The 17,172-nt window shown below is 73.8% G+C and carries 15 protein-coding genes and 1 pseudogene; 12 read left to right on the top strand and 4 right to left on the bottom strand.

The features are described from left to right. Nucleotides 1-127: 127 nt before the first annotated feature. The 6 genes and pseudogenes from GHR20_RS01190 to GHR20_RS01165 all read left to right on the top strand — a co-directional run bounded on the left by GHR20_RS01190 (nucleotide 128) and on the right by GHR20_RS01165 (nucleotide 6,960). Nucleotides 128-1,534, top strand: coding sequence for a family 2B encapsulin nanocompartment shell protein (locus GHR20_RS01190; RefSeq protein ID WP_153811869.1), 1,407 nt, complete (start codon nucleotides 128-130; stop codon nucleotides 1,532-1,534). A 197-nt stretch (nucleotides 1,535-1,731) separates the two neighbouring features. Next, nucleotides 1,732-2,888: pseudogene (locus GHR20_RS01185) on the top strand (family 2 encapsulin nanocompartment cargo protein terpene cyclase); the annotation flags it as partial. Nucleotides 2,889-2,903: 15 nt separating this feature from the next. After that, a complete protein-coding gene (locus tag GHR20_RS01180; RefSeq protein WP_153811868.1) occupies nucleotides 2,904-3,779 on the top strand; it encodes a geranyl diphosphate 2-C-methyltransferase in 876 nt (291 codons plus the stop codon). 180 nt (nucleotides 3,780-3,959) lie between these two features. Beyond that, nucleotides 3,960-4,748: an aminotransferase class IV gene (locus GHR20_RS01175; protein WP_208446826.1), complete on the top strand. Its 789-nt coding sequence runs from the start codon at nucleotides 3,960-3,962 to the stop codon at nucleotides 4,746-4,748. A 68-nt stretch (nucleotides 4,749-4,816) separates the two neighbouring features. Then, nucleotides 4,817-5,527, top strand: coding sequence for a response regulator transcription factor (locus GHR20_RS01170; protein WP_153811867.1), 711 nt, complete (start codon nucleotides 4,817-4,819; stop codon nucleotides 5,525-5,527). Further along, nucleotides 5,524-6,960, top strand: coding sequence for a HAMP domain-containing sensor histidine kinase (locus GHR20_RS01165; protein ID WP_153811866.1), 1,437 nt, complete (start codon nucleotides 5,524-5,526; stop codon nucleotides 6,958-6,960). The genes GHR20_RS01170 and GHR20_RS01165 overlap by 4 nt, the downstream gene beginning before the upstream one ends. Nucleotides 6,961-7,029: 69 nt before the next feature. Here GHR20_RS01165 and GHR20_RS01160 read toward each other — a convergent pair whose 3' ends face one another. Then, complete coding sequence (locus GHR20_RS01160) at nucleotides 7,030-7,767, bottom strand: dienelactone hydrolase family protein (RefSeq protein WP_153811865.1); 738 nt, start codon at nucleotides 7,765-7,767, stop codon at nucleotides 7,030-7,032. A gap of 136 nt (nucleotides 7,768-7,903) precedes the next feature. On the opposite strand from GHR20_RS01160, the gene GHR20_RS01155 reads away from it, so the two are divergent. Continuing rightward, nucleotides 7,904-9,892 (top strand): glycoside hydrolase, encoded by a 1,989-nt coding sequence (locus GHR20_RS01155; protein ID WP_153811864.1) that lies wholly within the window; start codon nucleotides 7,904-7,906, stop codon nucleotides 9,890-9,892. A gap of 78 nt (nucleotides 9,893-9,970) precedes the next feature. On the opposite strand, the gene GHR20_RS01150 is transcribed toward GHR20_RS01155, so the two are convergent. The 3 genes from GHR20_RS01150 to GHR20_RS01140 all read right to left on the bottom strand — a co-directional run bounded on the left by GHR20_RS01150 (nucleotide 9,971) and on the right by GHR20_RS01140 (nucleotide 13,000). After that, nucleotides 9,971-10,831 carry an endo alpha-1,4 polygalactosaminidase gene (locus tag GHR20_RS01150; protein ID WP_153811863.1) on the bottom strand — a complete coding sequence of 287 codons (861 nt, stop codon included), beginning with the start codon at nucleotides 10,829-10,831 and terminating at the stop codon, nucleotides 9,971-9,973. 61 nt (nucleotides 10,832-10,892) lie between these two features. Beyond that, nucleotides 10,893-12,329 (bottom strand): HAMP domain-containing sensor histidine kinase, encoded by a 1,437-nt coding sequence (locus GHR20_RS01145; RefSeq protein WP_343335981.1) that lies wholly within the window; start codon nucleotides 12,327-12,329, stop codon nucleotides 10,893-10,895. Further along, nucleotides 12,326-13,000 (bottom strand): response regulator transcription factor, encoded by a 675-nt coding sequence (locus tag GHR20_RS01140; RefSeq protein WP_153811862.1) that lies wholly within the window; start codon nucleotides 12,998-13,000, stop codon nucleotides 12,326-12,328. Before GHR20_RS01140 ends, GHR20_RS01145 begins: the two co-directional genes overlap by 4 nt. A 284-nt stretch (nucleotides 13,001-13,284) precedes the next feature. Between GHR20_RS01140 and GHR20_RS01135 the strand changes: the two genes are divergently transcribed. From GHR20_RS01135 to GHR20_RS01115, 5 genes are all read left to right on the top strand, one after another. Next, complete coding sequence (locus GHR20_RS01135) at nucleotides 13,285-14,046, top strand: alpha/beta fold hydrolase (RefSeq protein ID WP_153811861.1); 762 nt, start codon at nucleotides 13,285-13,287, stop codon at nucleotides 14,044-14,046. 106 nt (nucleotides 14,047-14,152) lie between these two features. Beyond that, nucleotides 14,153-14,758: a DinB family protein gene (locus GHR20_RS01130; RefSeq protein ID WP_153811860.1), complete on the top strand. Its 606-nt coding sequence runs from the start codon at nucleotides 14,153-14,155 to the stop codon at nucleotides 14,756-14,758. Nucleotides 14,759-14,868: 110 nt separating this feature from the next. Continuing rightward, entirely contained in the window at nucleotides 14,869-15,066 is a 198-nt protein-coding gene (locus GHR20_RS01125) for an antitoxin (RefSeq protein WP_111581563.1), read from the top strand. A gap of 149 nt (nucleotides 15,067-15,215) precedes the next feature. Next, the gene (locus GHR20_RS01120; protein WP_153811859.1) at nucleotides 15,216-16,076 is read left to right on the top strand and encodes a patatin-like phospholipase family protein; all 861 of its coding nucleotides are present in this window, start codon (nucleotides 15,216-15,218) and stop codon (nucleotides 16,074-16,076) included. Then, nucleotides 16,073-17,134: a 1-acyl-sn-glycerol-3-phosphate acyltransferase gene (locus tag GHR20_RS01115; protein WP_153811858.1), complete on the top strand. Its 1,062-nt coding sequence runs from the start codon at nucleotides 16,073-16,075 to the stop codon at nucleotides 17,132-17,134. The genes GHR20_RS01120 and GHR20_RS01115 overlap by 4 nt, the downstream gene beginning before the upstream one ends. Nucleotides 17,135-17,172: the final 38 nt, after the last annotated feature.

Genomic DNA, 17,172 nt, shown 5'->3' with positions numbered 1-17,172 from the left:
GGCCTGACCGGCCATTACGGTCCTCTGCGTGGGCGGGTCCCCGAGATCCCTCCCGCGCCATTCCTCCCTTTCGCGGTCGGCGCCCCGTGCGTCGACCGCCCTGTCACGCAAGGAGAGGCCCACCTCGATGACCGTCGACAGCAGCCCGGAGCCCCGGACCGTACCGCAGCAGTCCCTGAGCACCGCCGCCGCCCGCAATCTCGCCACCACCACCAAGTCCGCCCCGCAGATGCAGGAGATCACCTCCCGGTGGTTGCTGCGGATGCTCCCCTGGGTCGAGACCAAGGGCGGCGCCTACCGGGTCAACCGACGGCTGCGGCACACCCTCGGCGACGGCCGCATCGAGTTCGTCCAGGAGGGCGCGGCGGTCCGCGTGATCCCCCGCGAACTCGGTGAACTGGCCCTGCTGCGGGGCTTCGCGGACCTCGACGCCCTCACCGCCCTCGCCGACCGCTGCACCCAGCGCGACTTCGCCGCCGGCGAGGTCCTCGTCGAACGCGGGACGCCCGCCGACCGCCTCCATATGATCGCGCACGGCCGCGTCAGCAAGACCGGCCACGGCCAGTACGGCACCGAGGTCGCCCTCGCGGTCCTCGCGGACGGCGAGCACTTCGGCGAGGAAGCCCTCCTGGACGGCGACTCCCGGCACGCCTACACGGCCACCGCCGAGACGTCCGGCACCCTCCTCACCCTCTCCCGCGCCGACTTCGCCGCCGTACACGACTCCGCGCCGAGCCTGCGGACCCACGTCGAGCGGTTCAGCTCCACCACCCGCAAGCGGCAGAACAAGTACGGCGAGGCCGAGATCGCGATGTCCGCCGGGCACGTCGGCGAGGCCGAACTGCCGCACACCTTCGTCGACTACGAGCTGAACCCGCGCGAGTACGAGCTCTCCGTCGCGCAGACCATCCTGCGCGTCCACACCCGGGTCGCCGACCTCTACAACGGGCCGATGAACCAGACCGAGGAGCAACTCAGGCTCACGGTCGAGGCATTGCGCGAGCGCCAGGAGCACGAGCTCATCAACAACCGCGAGTTCGGGCTGCTGCACAACGCCGACTTCAAGCAGCGCGTCCAGCCCCACTCCGGGCCGCCGACCCCGGACGACATGGACGAACTGCTCACCCGGCGCCGGGGCACCAAGTTCTTCCTCGCCCACCCGAGGACGATCGCCGCGATCGGACGCGGGTTCACCGCCTGCGGCCTCTACCCGGACCACGTCGACGTCGGCGGACAGACCGTCCCGGCCTGGCGCGGGGTCCCGATCCTGCCCTGCAACAAGATCCCGATCAGCGAGGAGCAGACCAGCTCCGTCATCGCGCTGCGCACGGGCGAGGAGAACCAGGGCGTCATCGGCCTGTGGCAGACCGGTCTGATGGAGGAGCACGAGCCGGGCCTCTCGGTGCGCTTCATGGGCATCAACGAGCAGGCGGTCACCTCCTATCTGGTCAGCACGTACTACTCCGCCGCGGTCCTCGTGCCCGACGCGCTCGGCGTACTGGAGAACGTGCACATCGCCCGCAGGCGCGACTAGGAAAACCGTTTCGCGGACGAGGGCGCCGACCCCGCCCCACCCAGCACGAGTCCGTCCTCCGCCGCCGCAGCAAGGAGTCGCAGATGCCCGCTCCCGGGCCCCTCGGACCAACCGTCCCCGCGCAGCAGCCGGCCACGCCCTCGATCCGGGCGGCCACCGTTGCCTCCACGGAACCGGCCGCGCCGCCCGCGCCCGCCGCCGGGTCCGGCCTCCGGCGGATCCTCGGCGGCCCGACCGGCCTGGGCACGTCCTCCCTCTCCCTGGCCCGCGCCCTCCGGCCGCCGGACGCGGCGCCGACACCGGCCCTGGCACCGGAAGCGGCCCCGTCGCCGGAACCGTCGCCGCCGCTCCCTGCCCCGCCGTCTCCGCCGCCGAAGGCGACGTCGTCCCCGGCCTCTACCACCACCCCGTCCCGGAGCCCGACCCCGGCCGCGTCGAGGAGGTGAGCCGCCGGATCAAGCGCTGGGCCGAGGACGAGGTCCAGCTCTACCCCGAGGAGTGGGAGGGCCAGTTCGACGGCTTCTCCGTCGGCCGCTACATGGTCGGCTGCCACCCCGACGCCCCCGGCGTCGACCATCTGATGCTCGCCACCCGGCTGATGGTCGCGGAGAACGCCCTCGACGACTGCTACTGCGAGGACCACGGCGGCTCGCCCATCGGCCTCGGCGGGCGCCTCCTCCTCGCGCACACCGCGCTCGACCACCTCCACACCACACCCGAGTACGCCCCGGCGTGGGAGGAGTCGCTCGGCTCCGACGCCCCGCGGCGCGCCTACCGCAGCGCGATGGACTACTTCGTCCGCGCCGCCACGCCCTCACAGGCCGACCGCTACCGGCACGACATGGCCCGGCTGCACATGGGCTACCTGGCCGAGGCCGCATGGGCGCAGACGGAGTACGTGCCACAGGTGTGGGAGTACCTGGCGATGCGGCAGTTCAACAACTTCCGCCCCTGCCCGACCATCACCGACACCGTCGGCGGCTACGAACTGCCGGCCGACCTGCACGCCCTGCCCACGATGCAGCGGGCCATCGCCCTCGCCGGCAACGCGGCCACCATCGTCAACGACCTCTACTCCTACACCAAGGAACTCGGCGGCCCCGGCCTGCATCTGAACCTGCCCGTGGTGATCGCGAAGCGCGAGGGGCTCTCCGAACGCGACGCGTACCTGAAGGCCGTCGAGGTCCACAACCAGCTGATGCACGGCTTCGAGACCGCGGCCGCCGAGGTCGCCGCGGAGTGCCCCCTGCCCGGCGTGCTGCGCTTCCTCAAGGGCGTGGCCACCTGGGTCGACGGCAACCACGACTGGCACCGCACCAACACCTACCGCTACAGCCTGCCCGACTTCTGGTAAAGAACGGATACACCTGTGACCACGGAAACGACCCCCGGCCTCGCCACGACGATCCCGGCCCCGGCGACCCCCTACCAGGAGGACATCGCCCGGTACTGGAACAACGAGGCGCGGCCGGTGAACCTGCGCCTCGGTGACGTGGACGGCCTCTACCACCACCACTACGGCATCGGCGCCGTCGACCACGCCGCGCTCGGCGACCCGGAGCACCGCGAGTACGAGAAGAAGCTCATCGCCGAGCTGCACCGGCTGGAGTCCGCCCAGGCGGAGCTGCTCCTGGACCACCTCGGCGCCATCACGAGCGAGGACACCCTCGTCGACGCCGGCTGCGGGCGCGGCGGCTCCATGGTGATGGCCCATCAGCGCTTCGGCTGCGAGGTCCAGGGCGTCACCCTCTCCAAGACGCAGGCCGAGTTCGGCAACGGGCGCGCGCGAGACCTCCGTATCCAGGACCACGTCCGCTCCCACGTGTGCAACATGCTCGACACCCCCTTCGAGAAGGGCAGCGTCGCCGCCTCGTGGAACAACGAGTCCACGATGTACGTCGACCTGCACGACCTGTTCGCCGAGCACTCCCGCTTCCTCAAGGTGGGCGGCCGCTACGTGACGATCACCGGCTGCTGGAACCCGCGCTACGGACAGCCCTCCAAGTGGGTCTCCCAGATCAACGCCCACTTCGAGTGCAACATCCACTCGCGCCGTGAGTACCTGCGCGCCATGGCCGACAACCGGCTCGTGCCCCAGACGATCATCGACCTGACCCCCGACACCCTGCCCTACTGGGAGCTGCGGGCCACGTCCTCACTGGTCACCGGCATCGAAGAGGCGTTCATCGAGTCCTACCGCGACGGCTCCTTCCAGTACGTCCTGATCGCCGCCGACCGCGTCTGACACCGGCCGGCCCCGCAGCCGACGCAGCGGTCAGGGACTCGCCCACCACACCCGGTGGCTCCGCCCTGACCGCACCGCTCACCGCCGGCCACGGGACGGCACCGGCGCGTGGATGCGGCGCCCTCCCGGGGACTACCGTCGGGCACCGGTACCAGCGGGGGAGGGGTCGTCATCGACCGGGTGGAAGTCAACGGCGTCGAAGCGGACAGCGACGATCTGAAACTGCTCGCGCGGGCCAACTACGCGCATTTCACCGCCATGCAGGCACGCGACCGAGCGGTCCGCGGCCTGGACCTGCATCTGGAACGGCTCGACGACAGCACCCGGGAACTGTTCGGGACCGGCCTGGACCCCGACCGCGTACGCGCCTGCCTGCGGCGCGCCCTCCGGGCCGCACCGGACGCGGTGACCGCCCGGGTGACCGTCTTCAGCCGCCACCAGGACGCCGTCCTGCGCGGCGAGCCCACGGAACCCGACCTCGCCGTGACGACGACCGCGCCCCTCGCGGCACGGACCGCACCGGTACGGCTGCGGACGACGCCGTACGAGCGGGATCTCCCCCACGTCAAGCACGCCGGGACCTTCGGACTCAGCCTCCGCCGCCGCCGGGCGGTCCTCGCCGGCTACGACGACGTCCTGTTCACCGACCGCGACGGCCGCGTCGGCGAGGCATCGATCTCGAACATCGCCTTCTTCGCCGACGGCCACGTCCTGTGGACCGAGGCCGCCGTCCTGCCCGGCATCACGACGCGGCTCCTCCAACGCGGCCTGGCCGCCGAGGGAATCCCGTCCGAACACCGCGACCTCCGCCTCCCGGACCTCACCCCGTCCCTCGCGGCCTTCCTGACGAACTCGATCTCCCCGGCCGTCCCGGTCACGAGCATCGACGACACCGCGCTGACCGTCGACCCCGACCTCACGGCCCTGCTCGTGAAGTGCTACGCGTCCAACCCCTGGCAGCCCGTCTAGCACCGGGCCGAGGCCCTCCCGGCGGTCTTCCGCGACACCCTCCGGCCCGCGTTTGGCAAGCTGACCGTATGAACAGTGCAGGTGAGCGGGTGCGGGCGGCGAGGATTCTGGTCGTCGACGACGAGCCCGAAGTGCGGTACGCCGTCGAGGACGGCCTCGCGGTGGAGGGCTACGACGTACGCGGGGCGCAGGACGGGCCCGGCGCGCTGTCCGCCGTGGCCGCGTGGGAACCCGACGCCATGGTGCTCGACGTGATGCTGCCGGGCCTGGACGGGCTCGCGGTCTGCCGGCGGCTGCGCGACCTGGGCGACCGCACCCCGGTCCTGGTCCTCACCGCCCTCGGCTCGGTGCGCGAACGGGTCGACGGCCTCGACGCGGGCGCCGACGACTACCTGGTCAAACCCTTCGCCCTGGACGAGCTGGTGGCACGCGTACGGGCCCTGCTGCGCCGCTCCGCGCCCACCGGGCCCGCGGCCGGCACGGAGCTGTCGTTCGCCGATCTCGTCGTCGACCCGGTCACCCGCACCGGGCGGCGCGGCCCCCGCGCCGTCGAGTTCAGCCGCACCGAGTTCTCCCTGCTGGAGCTGCTGATCCAGCACCCCGGACAGGCGCTGCCGAGGAGCGTGATCCTGGACCGTGTGTGGGGCCACGACTTCGGACCGGAGTCCAACTCGCTCGCCGTGTACGTCGGTTACCTGCGGCGCAAGCTGGAGGCCGGGGGCGAACCCCGCCTGGTGCACACCGTGCACGGCATCGGCTACCGGCTGGACCTGCCATGAGGGGCCTGCCGCGGCGCCGGTCCGCACGGCGGGGCGGCGGATGGCCGCGCCACCGGCTGCGCACCCGGCTGACCCTCGCGGCCTCGGCCGCCGTCGCCGTCGTCGTGGTGGGGGTCTGCGCCGCCGCGTTCCTGGTGATCCGCCACCAGCTGCTGCACCAGCTGGACCTGCATCTGACCCAGTCCGCGCGGCTGGCCGCCCAGCAGTACCGGCGGGAACCGCCGGGCGTCGTCCAGGGGGAGTGCCGGTACCTCGCCGCCCCGGCCTGCACCCAGCTGGTGCCCGCCCGCGCCGGGGACGATCCGGCGGCCCCCTACCTGCTGCCCGTCACCGGCGCCACCCGCCAGGTGGCGGCCGGGACCCGCGGCCCCTCCTACAGCGAAATCCGCCTCGCCGGCCACCGCGCCCGGATGCTGACCACCCCCCTGCGGACGGGCCGCGCCCTCCAGGTCGCGGTGCGCGCCGACACCGTCGACCAAGGGGTACGGCAGGCCGCCGGACTGCTCGGTGCCGTCGGCGCGGCCGGTGTGGTCCTCGCCGGGGTACTCGGCTTCTGGGTCTCCCGGACCGGCCTCGCCCCCGTCGCCCGGCTGACCGCGACCGCAGAGCGCATCGCCGCCACCCGCGACGCCCGCCACCGCATCGAGCTGCCCCCCGAACGGGCGGACGGCGACGACGAGATCACCCGGCTCGCCGCCGCCTTCAACACCATGCTCGGGGAGCTGGAGAAGTCCGTCACCGCCCAGCGCAGGCTGGTCGCCGACGCCTCCCACGAACTGCGCACCCCGCTCACCGCGCTGCGCGCCAACGCCGACCTGCTCGCGCGCGCCGACCGGCTGACCGAGGCGCAGCGGGAGCGGGCGGCCGGCGCCCTCGGCCGCCAGCTGCGCGAGGTCACCGTCCTCGTCAACGACCTGATCGAACTGGCCCGCGAGGAGGAGCCGGACCCGCTGGTGGAGGACGTCCTTCTGGCGTCGGTCGTCGCCCACGCGGTCGACGCGGCCCGCGACCACTGGCCGGACGTCCCCTTCCACCTGCGGACCGCCCCCGACACGCAGACCGGGACGGTGGCGGGCGTACCGGCGCGGCTGTCCCGGCTGCTGTCGAGCCTGCTCGACAACGCGGCCAAGTTCAGTCCGCCCGGCCGTCCCGTCGAGGTCACCCTGGCCCGTGCGGCGGGCGGCATGGTCCTGGAGATCCGCGACCACGGGCCGGGCATCGCCGCCGAGGACCTGCCCTACGTGTTCGACCGCTTCTACCGCGCCCGCACGGCGCGCGCCCTGCCGGGCTCCGGGCTGGGACTGGCCATGGCCCGCCAGATCGCCCGCGCCCACCACGCCGACCTCAGCGCGGGACACGCGCCCGGCGGCGGCGCGCTCTTCCGGCTGCGGGTACCGGACTCCGCCGGGTCCGAAGACCTCTCAGGGGGGTGACCGAGATACTCCGGCCGGTCTCCGGGCACGCGTCGAGCGCCGGTGTCCCGGCCGGCATGCCCACCTGGGTCATGCCCCCGGATCCTCCGCCAGGGGCAGGCACTCGGCGAGCAGGCCGACGACGTCGTGCCAGGCGCGCCGCGCGTGCCGTGGGTGGTGGCCGACGCCGGGGACCGCCGGGTGGTCGACCGGCGGGTGGTGGAAGGCGTGCAGGGCGCCGCCGTAGACCGTGAGGCGCCAGTCGACGCCCGCGGCCCGCATCTCGTCGGTGAACGCGTTCCGTATCGCGGGCGCCATGATGGGGTCTTCCGACCCGACACCGGCCCACACCGGGCAGCGGATGCGGGCCGCCTCGCCCGGCCGGCCCGTGGCCAGTCCGTTGACCGTCCCGATCGCGCGCAGGCCCACGCCGTCACGGCCGAGTTCCAGCCCGATGATGCCCCCGGTGCCGTAGCCGACGGCGGCGATCCGGTCGGGGTCGGTCCGCGGTTCGGCGCGCAGCACGTCGAGCGCCGCATGGCCGATGCCCCGCATCCGGCCGGGATCGGCGAGCAGCGGCGTGCAACGGGCCAGCATCTCCTCGGGGTCACTTAGATAGCGCCCGCCGTGGAGGTCGAAGGCCAGCGCGACGTATCCCAGTCCGGCGAGAGCGTCGGCCCGGCGGCGCTCGACGTCGCTGAGCCCCATGCCCTCCGGTCCGAGCAGCACCGCGGGCCCGCGGCCGACACCGGCCGGGAGCGCGAGGTGCCCGACCATCGTCAAACCGTCGGCCCGGTACGTGACCGTACGTGTCGTCATCGTCGTCATGAGACTCGACCGTAGTGAGCGTCGAGCCCGGTCCGGCCCGTGTTCCGCCACCGGCGGAACAGTCGTCCCTCGGGCGCGTGTCTCGGTCGCACCCCTCTCACAACTCTCTTATCCCGGACCACCACAGTGACGAACCATGAAGGCGAGGAAGATCAGGAAGACCAGGAAGAAGGTCGTCGCGCTGAGCGGCGCCCTCGCGGTGCTCGGCGTTCTCGGCACGGCCACCGCGTTCGGGGACGGCACCGGTGACCGGCAGCGCGTCGAGGTGCACGGAAGCCGGGTGACCGTGCCCGTCGCGGGCGGACACGCCGTGGTGGACACCGCGTCGCTCGCCGTGCGCGCCCAGGCCGACGACGGCCGCGGCTGGCAGCTCTCGGCGCCCGCCGCGGACGGCCTCGGCCCCGCGGGCAAGGTGTCGGTGCACGGGAGCGAGGCCACGTGGCGCTACCCGTCGACGGGCTTCACCGTGACCGCGGCCGCCCGCGACGGACGCCTCGCGGTGGCGGTGCGCTCCGACCGCGATGCCACGCTGAACTGGCCGGTGACCGGCGCCGACCCGGCCACCCGGGAGATGCAGATACCGCGCGGCGAGGGCCTGGCGGTGCCGGTCGCCGACCGGTGGTGGAACTCGTCCAAGGCCGGGCTCGCCGGCAGCGAGGCGGGCCTCTCCGACGGCCTGACCATGCCCTTCTGGGGCACCAGCCTCGCGGGAGGGCACGGTTCGAGCTACATCGCCGAGTCCGACATCGGCAGCACGCTGGCGTTCGTCTCCACCGGCGGCCGGCTGCGCACCGAGGCACGGCACGCGTTCTCGGCGCGGGAGGGCACCGGGAACTACAAGATCACCTTCGCGCTCACCGACGGCTCCCCGGTGGCCGCCGCCCGCGACTACCGCGCCTGGCTGCTCGGCCACGGCGGCATCACCACCCTGCGCGCGAAGATCGCCGCGAACCCCGCGGTGGGCAAGCTCGTGGGCGCCTTCCACGCCTACACCTGGGGCCAGGCACGCACCGCCGAGGGGGTGCGCCGGCTGCGGGACCTCGGCATCGACCGGATGTGGCTCGGCTACGACGCCGACGGCTCCCCGATGGACGCCAAGGCCGTCGCCCTCGCCGAACGCTCCGGCTACCTCGTGGGACCGTACGACTCCTGGGCCAACGCACAGGACCCGGACTCGGCCGACACCCCGGTGTCGAAGTGGCCCGCCCCGGTGTGGCCGGACGCGTGTGTACGGGACGCGGACGGCAAGCCGGTCACCGGTTTCGGCGGGCGCGGCTGCTACGTCAGCTCCGAGGCGCTCCGGCGCGCCGAACCGTCCGAGCACTATCTCGCCGACCGGACCCGGGAGATGACCGCCAACGGCGCCGACAGCTACTTCCTCGACGTCGACGCGGCCGGCGAGCTGTTCACCGACCGGTCCCCGGCGCACCCGATGACCCAGGCGCGGGACCGGCAGAACCGGCTGGAGCGCATGGCACGGCTGTCCGGTGACCGGAAGCTGGTCCTCGGTTCGGAGAGCGCCGGCTCCTGGGCGAACGGGGTTCTGTCCTTCAGCCACGGCTCCGGCACGCCCGTCACCGACGGCCTGTGGGCGCTGGAGCGGGACCGGGCCACCTGGGGCGGTTACGCGCCCGCCGGCGCGCCCGGGATCTACTTCAAGCCCGTCCACCTGCCCGCCGGCATCGCCAAGGCGATGTACGACCCGAGGTACCGGGTGCCGCTGTACCAGACGGTGCTGCACGACTCGGTGATCAGCACCGAGCGCTGGGAGCTGTCCTGGTCGAAGCTGCCGGACCAGAGCCGCACCCGCGCGCTGCTGGCGATGCTCTACAACGTGCCGCTGAACCTGGTGCTCGACCAGTCCGAACTGGACCAGCACGGCAAGCAGATCGCCGCGCTGCAGAAGTACTTCGAGCCGCTGCACAAGGCCGCGGCCACCCTGCCGATGACCGGCTTCAGCCGGCTGACACCGGACAGCCTGGTGCAGCGGACGACCTTCGGCGACGGTGCCCTGACCGTGACGGCCAACTTCTCCACCGCCACGCACGACGGCCTGCCCGGCGGCTGTGTCGACGCGGTGATCAAGGGCGGCAAGGCCCGGCGCATGTGCCCGCCGGGCCTGTGACCGCCCCGGGCCGCCGGGCCGCACCGGCCCGGCGGCCCCGGCGGGCGGCCGAACACCGGCCTTCCGGAACGGAGTTGATCAGCAGGTGCGGAAGGTGTAGTCGTCCGAGCCGCGGACCGACACGTCCACGTCCCGCTGGACGATGCCGAGCTTCGGGCCGAATCCCGAGCAGGCGCGGCTGAAGCCGCTGTCCGTGTACTCGATCACGAAGACCCGGTCGGCGTACGCCTTGGCGAACGCACCGCACTCGTTGTACTGCCCGCACTCCTCGGCGACGGCGAAGTCGAAGCCGATCTTGGCGCGGTCCGCGAGCATGTCGGCCGTGTTCTTCTGCCCGACGGCCAGACCGGCGGCGTGCGCGCGGTCGGCCAGCAGCTTCGCGAAGGCCGCGTTGTCCGCCTTCGTCAGCCGGCCGCCGGACCGCTCGTAGGAGTCCAGGTTGTCCGGCTCGACGGCCTGGAAGCCGCTCTTGGCGCAGCCGTCGATCCACGCGCCGACGACCGTGGCGAGCCGGGAGCGCTTGTCGGCCGTGGACGTGTCCAGGAGCGCCTCGTCCCAGTCGCCGTCGATCACCGGCCGCTTGCTCTTGTCCCGCAGAACCAGGTCGGGCTGGTTCTTCGTCCACCAGCTCAGCGCGTCGGGCTGGGCCTGGAACGCGTTCACGTAACACACGTTGTAGAGGCCCTTGGCGGGCTTGGCGGTCCGGTCGCGGGACACGGCGGTGACGCCCTTGGCCGGGGTGTAGGCGCCGCCGATCTGGTAGTCGAACGTGGCGCCGGCCGTGGGGAGCACCACCTTCGGCGCCGCCTTCGCGGCCGGGGTGTCCGCGAAGACGTTCGACAGCGTCAGCCCCGTCCCGAGCGCGGCGGCGACCCCGACCGCACCGGCGACGACGGTGCTCCTGCGGCGGAAGAAAGGTACAGCGGAGTGCTTCGACACACGGACTCCTGTGCAAAGGTCGTACTGGCCCGCACATCCTGAGCCGCCGACCATGAGGTTTTCATGAAGGGCCGGGGGGCGAGGACCGGCCCGGTGCCCGGCGGTGTCCGGCCGACCGCTGGAGCGGTCCCAGTGTCAGCACGAAGGCCGACCCGCCGCCCGGCCTGCGCCGGACCGTCACCTCCCCGCCGTGCGTGGCGGCGACCTCCCGCACCAGGGACAGCCCGATGCCGGTTCCGCCGCCCTCGGAGCGGAACCGCTCCAGCAGGCCGGGCAGACCGTCCGGGTCCACCCCGGCGCCCCGGTCCGCCACCGTCACCGCCGTACCGCGCACCATGACGTCCACCTCGGCGCGGTCCTGCGGGTCCCCGGGCGTCCGCCCGTGCCGCAGCGCGTTGGCCAGCAGATTGCGTACCGCGATCCGCACCAGTGCCGGATCGGCCGTCGCCACCGACGCCTCCAGATAGGTCGTCACCGTGTGCCGGGAGACCGGCAGTTCCTCGCAGACCTGCTCGACCAGCTGGTCCAGGCGCAGCGGCACCGGCCGGAAGGCGTCCGCCGCCTGGAGCCGGCCGCGGGTGAGGATGTTGTCGACCACGTCCGTCATCCGGTCCGCGGCCCGCCGCAGCCGCGGCAGATGCGAGTGCAGGCCGCCCGGATCGGTGTCCGCGATGTCCACCGAACCGCGCATCACCGCGACCGGGGTGCGCAGCTCGTGCGCCGCGTCCGCGAGCAGCCGCTCCTGCGCGTCCAGCGCCTCCCAGGCGGGCCGCATACTCCGCCCGGACAGCACGTATCCGGTCACCGCCGACAGCAGGACCAGCAGACCCGAGCCGGACAGCACCGCCACCCCGAGCCGCTGGTGCTCGGCCCGCCCCTTCCCCGGGGCACCGGCCACCACCACCGCGCCGGCCGTCTTCTGCGACTGGTCCTGGTAGTACGGCAGCGCCAGCAGGTACACCGGATCGCCGCCGCCGGTACGGGCCCGCGTGCTCACGGTGTCGTCGTCCGTCATCGCCCGGCGCGCTATCCGGTCGAGCGCGCCCGCCTCGACGTCCACGCCGGGGCCGCGTGAGGTGAACAGCCGCCGCAGCCGTCCGCCGTGCGCCTGGAGCACGATCACCCGCGCGCCCGCGCTGGTCGCCTCGTCGTCGTACAGGCCGTCCAGCTGGATGCCCGCGTCGGTGTAGTAGATCAGCGACACGGCCACCGCCGCCCGCCGGTGCATGTCCTCGTACTCGGCGGACTGCCAGGACCGTGCGTCCGTACGGATCACCAGCCACGACAGCGCGCCCACCCCGGCCAGCGTGATCAGCGTGTACGCCAGCGTCAGCCGCCACTGGAGCCGGCCGAGCCGGCGGCGGGCCGGGGACGGACGCGCGGTGCGCCGTGGCCCGGCGGCCCGGCCCCGGCGGGGGAGGAGCCGTATGAGGAGCCCGCGCCGGGGTGCCCGGCGCGGACGCCCCGCCGGGCGCCGCTCCTCGGGGCCGCCCGTCACACCGCGTCCGCGTCGGCGGAGAACCGGAACCCGTGCCCGCGCACGGTCTGGACCGGCGAGGGCGGCCCGAGCTTGCGCCGCAGCCCCGCCACGACCGCGTCCACCACGTTCGACACGGGGTCGGCCATCTCGTCCCAGCAGTGCTCGATCAGCGCCGAGCGGGTGACGACCTCCTCGGGGTGCAGGAGGAGCTGGCGCAGCACCGCGTACTCCTTGGGCGTGAGGGAGAGCAGGATTCCGGCCCGGCGCACCTCGCGGCGGGCCTCGTCGACCTCGACGTCGGCGTGGCGCAGGTGCACGGGCGTCCGGTCCGGCGCCCGGCGGACCAGACTGCCCACCCGTGCCACCAGCTCGACCATCGCGAACGGCTTCGCCAGATAGTCGTCCGCCCCGGCGCGGAAGCCGTCCACCCGGTCCGGGACCTCGTGCATCGCCGTCAGGCACAGCACCGGCGTCGTCCAGCCCCGGCGCCTGCGCTCCCGCAGCGCGGTCAGGGTGTCCCCGGACGGCACCATGCGGTCCAGGACCACGCAGCCGTACGGCGCGAGGTCGAGCAGGACGTCCGCGTCCGGCCAGTCGGAGACCGCGTCCACGGCGTACCCGGCGCCCCGCAGACCGGCCTCGATGACATGCCGGAGATCTTCTTCGTCCTCGACCAGGAGCACGCACATGGTGGTGACTCGTCCTTGGGGCTCGGGCGGCGCGGGGCAGGGGGCGCACCGGTTCGCCGGAGGAGTGTGGGGCCCGGCGAGGACGACATAGTAGACACCTGGCGAGAATCCGGCGGTCCCCGGGTGGCCGGGCCGGCGCCGCGGCCGGGACCGGACGGTGGTGCCGGTCCACGCTCCCGGAGAACAGCCGGCCATCCCGCCGGTCCGAAGGACGCCACCCGCCCCTGCGGCAGCGCGCATTGGTAGCGTGACCTGGTTCGCGAGGCGAGGGATCGGAGGACGCGGTGGCCGCGGAGGTTGTCGTCGGGGCGGGGCTCGGGTACGGACCCAGTGGCAAGCTCCTGGACGTGTACCGGCCCGCCGGCGCGTCGGAGCCGGTGCCCGTGGTGCTGCTCTGGCACGGCCAGGGTCCGGACGAAAGGGACGTCCTCGCCGCCGTCGCGCGCGCCGCCGCGGAGCGGGGCGTCGTCGCGCTGGTGCCGGACTGGCGTCCCGACGCCCCGGACGGCGGCCGGACGCACCTGCGGGAGTCGGCGGACTTCGTACGACGGAACGCGGCCGGTCTCGGCGGGGACCCGGAGCGGATCGTGCTCGCCGGCTGGTCCCGGGGCGGCAAAGCGGCGGTCGGCGTCGCGCTGAACCCCGGGGCGTTCGACGGCTGGCGGCCGCGAGCCGTCGTGGGGATCGCGGGCGCGTACCTCACGGCCGCCCCGAGCACCGGAACCGTCCCGATCGAGGACGCCCGCCAAAACGGCGGCTCGTTCGCGCCCCCGCCCGTGTGGCTCGTGCACGGCACCATGGACCCGGTGGTGGACGTAGAGCGTTCCCGCGAGCTGCACCGGGCACTGGACGAACGCGGCTGGCCGGTCTCCCTCGACGAGCTCGCGACCGATCACGCCGGCGTCATCATGACCGAGTACGTCCCCGAGCGTCAGCGCTGCCTGCCGAGCACCGCCGGCCACGCCGTCGAGGCGGGATCGCGGACCGCCGACGTACTGGCCCGCGCCGCCGGAATCCCGGTCCCGGGCTCGCACCCCCGACCGTGACCGGCAGAGCCCCCTCTCCGCTCCATGGCGGCCTGTTCGGCTCACGTCCGGCAGGCCGATGGCGAAATGGCGCCGCCGCCGGCGGGCCGGACGGCAGAGTGACCCCATGACGACACCCGATGCCAAGGCCGACCTGCGTCGATACCTCCAGTCCGGCCGTGACGCCCTGCTGTGGAAGCTCGACGGGCTCTCGGAGTACGACGCCCGCCGCCCGCTCACACCGACCGGAACCAACCTCCTCGGCCTGGTCAAGCACGTCGCCAGCATGGAACTCGGCTATCTGGGCGATGTTTTCGCACGACCCTCCGGCGAGCCGCTGCCCTGGCTGGCCGAGGGCGCCGAGCCGAACGCGGACATGTGGGCCACCGCCGACGAGTCGCGCGCGTTCGTCGTGGAGCTCTACCACCGCGCGTGGGCGCACGCCGACGCGACGATCGAGGCGCTGGCGCTCGACGCGACCGGCAAGGTGCCCTGGTGGCCGGACGGCAGGAACGAGGTGACGCTGCATCGCGCCGTCGTCCACGTGATCGCCGAGACCGAACGGCACGCCGGACACGCTGACATCGTGCGGGAACTCGTCGACGGCGGCGTCGGACTGCGCCAGGGCGGCGACAACATGGCGTCGGACGACCCGGCGTGGTGGGCGGACTACCGGGCCCGCCTGGAGCGCGCGGCACGGGACGCCGACCGGGGCACGTCACCGCGGACCTGAGCACGGACGAGGGACGGAACGCACTGGTGTTCGTCCCCGGATCCGACGCATTCCGCCCGGAGCGCGGGGTACTCGCGGTCAGGTACGACAGGCACTGCGGGAGGTAACTCATGGGCAAGCTCGGGGACATCGCGAAGAAGGCCAAGGAGATGGCCGAGAGCCACCCGGACCAGGCCGACAAGGGCGTCGAGCGCGCCGAGCGGCTGGTCGACGAGCGTACGGGCGACAAGTACGACGCCCAGACCGACAAGGCGGCGGACGCGGTGCGGCGTTCCTACGGCGGCCACGACGGCACGGCCGGGCACTGACTCCGTACCACCACCGAGATCCGGGCCCCGGGGCACCTCGCCCCGGGGCCCGGCCGCGTCCGCTCTCCCGTTATGGGCGGCCGTCCGGCCGTGGCGGGACCCGAGACGGCGCCAGGCGTGGTGGCGCCGTCTCGGGGCACTCTTCGGCCATGGAGGAAAGCCGCACCACCCGCCCACCGGTCCGCGCCTTCGTGCTGGGCGGTGGTGGCGCGCTCGGCGCGTACGAGGTCGGCATGCTCAAGGCCCTCTTCGCCTCGGGTGTGCGCCCCGACCTCGTCGTCGGCACCTCCGTGGGCGCGATCAACGGGGCCGCCGTCGCGGCCGATCCGTCGAGTTCGTCCGTCGCCCGGCTCGCCGACCTCTGGACCGGTCTGGGGCGGGCCGGTGTCTTCTCCGGATCGCTGCTGGGCCGTCTCGGCACCGCCGCGCGCAGCGGCACCCACCTCTACCACGCCACTCCGCTGCGGGAGTTGCTCGCCTCCCACGTCCCGGTCGCGCACATCGAGGAGCTGCCGCTGTCGTTCCAGTGCGTCGCGGCGAGCATCGAGCGGGCCGCCGAGCAGTGGTTCACCGCCGGGCCGCTGGTGGATGCCGTGCTCGCCTCGTGCGCGGTGCCCGGACTGCTGCCGCCGGTCCGGATGGACGGGGAGCACTACGTCGACGGCGGCCTGGTCAACAGCATCCCCGTCGGCCGCGCGGTGGCCCTCGGGGCGACCGAGGTGTACGTCCTCCAGGTGGGCCGGGTCGAGCGGTCCCTCTCGCCGCCGCGGGCCCCCTGGCAGGTGGCCCTGGTGGCGTTCGAGATCGCCCGCAGGCACCGGTTCGCCCGCGACATGGCGGACCTGCCGGACGGGGTCACGGTCCATGTGCTGCCCTCGGGGGCGAGCCACGACGAGGGCACGGCCCTGCGACAGCTGCGGCACCGCACCTTCGGGCGGACGGCCGAACGCATCGAACGCGCCTACGCGGCCTCCTCCCGCTACCTCGACACCGCGTTCGGCTCACGGTGACCGGCACGGGAACCCGCCGCGGGCGCCCGGCCCGCTTGGCCGGGGCGGTGGTCACCGGTCTGCGCCGCGCGACCACCATCGCGCTCCTGCTCGCGCTCGTGCCACTGGCGGCCGGGCTCCTCGTCGTCGCGGGCGTGCTCTGCGCCCCGTTCGCGCTCGTCACCCGTGAGCCGTGGCGTCCCGTGCGCCTGCTCGGCTTCGCCCTGCTGTATCTGCTGGTGGAGCTGGGCGGGCTGCTGGCCGCCGCCGTGCTGTGGGGCCGGCGGCTGCCCGACCGGCGGCACCGCGAGGAGCGCCGCGCCGCGGACGCGTTCGCCGTACTGGAACGGCTGCTGGGGCTGCTGCGACGGGCCGCCGAACCGGTCTTCCGGCTCAGGGTGGAGGTGACGCCCGCACCGGGGATCGCGTCCGGGGAGGTGGCGGCGCCGGTTCTGGTCTTCGTACGGCACGCCGGCGTCGGCGACTCGTTCCTGCTGATGCAGACGCTGCTCGGCCGGGCCGGACTGCGCCCGCACATCGTCCTGAAGCGGGCCCTGCGCGCCGACCCCGCCCTCGACGTGCTGATCGGGCAGGTCCCGCACTGCTTCCTGCCGTCCCTCGACGGCCGCGACGAGGAGGCGATCGGGGACCTGGCGGCCGGACTGGGCCCGGGTGACGCCCTCGTCATCTTCCCGGAGGGCGGCAACTTCACGCCGCGCCGGCGGCGCCGCGCGATCGCCTCGCTGCGCCGCCACGGGCTGCCGCGCCGGGCGCGCCGCGCGGAACGGATGCGCCACGTCCTGCCGCCGAGGGACGCCGGCGCCTTCGCCGCGATCTCCGCCGCGCCCACCGCCGATGTCGTCTTCGTCGCCCATACCGGTCTGGACGTCGTCCACTCGGCGCGCACCGCGTGGACCCGGCTGCCGCTGCGTGACGTCGTACGCGCGCACTGGTGGCGCGTACCCGCCGGGCAGATCCCGCAGGGCGACGACGCGCGCAGCGAGTGGCTGCTCGCCCAGTGGGCCCGCGTCGACCGCTGGGTGGCGGGGCACGCCGCGGCGGACGCGACGCACGCGTGAGGCCGGGCCGGTCACCTGACCGGCCCGGCCGGTGGCCC

The organism is Streptomyces sp. SUK 48 (assembly GCF_009650765.1).
Lineage (GTDB): Bacteria > Actinomycetota > Actinomycetes > Streptomycetales > Streptomycetaceae > Streptomyces.
Note: the sequence above shows the minus strand (reverse complement) of the source record. Positions and strands in the feature narration are given on the sequence as shown.